Genomic DNA, 1,218 nt, shown 5'->3' on the forward strand with positions numbered 1-1,218 from the left:
CCTTGCACATCTTCCTCCGCTGCTCCTATGTTTTCGTTGCGTATCCGACGGCCCGCCGGCTCTTCCACGTCATGGTTCTCTGGTAGGTGATGTATTGTTTCGACACCAGACTTTTTTTCAACCTTAAGTAAGGACGTTTTATGATCATCATGTCTAATCTGTTTTTAAGCAACTGTTACCCCCCCCCCCCCCCAACAAACCCTAAAACACCCAATCAAACGCGCAAAAATGTCGCGCTAATTACTTCTCGCAGATTTTGTCAATCACAAAAAAGCGGCGTAGGATTTGTTAGTAATAAAATTTCAGATTTGCGCACTTGGACATGTCCAGGAATGGAGGGAGGCGATTATGTAAATCCACTATACCATAACCCCAACTACACCGAAAATTTTACGCTAGAGTTTAGAAGCTTCATAGACAAACACTATAGCCACCATTTTGAGCCGCTAGAGGTTTTAGGCTATATCTATGCGTTATTGTATTCCCCAAATTACCGCAAGCGTTATAAAGATTTTCTCAAAGCCGATTACCCTAAAATCCTTTTCACAAACAATAAAGATTTGTTTAGGGTTTTAAGCCTTTTAGGGATTGAATTAATCGGCTTGCATGTTTTAAACCAAGAAAGCCTGAATTACAGCTTTGAAAAATTAAAAGACGCCACCATAGGCGAATCCTGCTATAAAGAAGCGCATGACTCCACCATCTCCAAAAAACCCTCTCATAACGAACAACGGCTTTATATCAACCATAGCGCTTATTTTAGGGGGGTGAGTGAGGAAATTTATAATTACATGATAGGGGGGTATAGCGTTTTAGACAAATATTTAAAAAGCCATAAAGACGAGCCTTGTGACTTTGATCATGTAAGCAACATCATTAAAGTCATCGCGCGCACGATTGAAATCCAAAAAACGCTTGGATTTTTAACGAGCGATTTGCCTCATTTAAAAGGGAATGATAGCGAAGCGTTAATGCAAGAAATCTTGCACAATCCACAACCCCCCCCCCCCTTGAAACCAAAAAACCTCCCATCAATACCTCCCAATTTCATCCCCTTCCGCAAGCCTTAATCTATCTCGAAACTCCATCATAAAAACCAACAACAAGAACCATAAACACACACACTAAGGCAAGGAGATGACAGTAAGTCACTATTCCTGAATCACCTCACAATGAAGAAATATATACATAAACAAACACAAAAACACAAAGAATCGT

Annotated in this window: 1 pseudogene; it reads left to right on the top strand. The window is 40.5% G+C overall.

The features are described 5' to 3' along the window. Positions 1–182: 182 nt before the first annotated feature. Positions 183–1,070: pseudogene (locus FIM44_RS08385) on the top strand (type ISP restriction/modification enzyme); the annotation flags it as partial. Positions 1,071–1,218 lie beyond the last annotated feature (148 nt).

The sequence above is a fragment of the Helicobacter pylori genome, from assembly GCF_006440215.1.
Classification (GTDB): Bacteria; Campylobacterota; Campylobacteria; order Campylobacterales; family Helicobacteraceae; genus Helicobacter; species Helicobacter pylori_CS.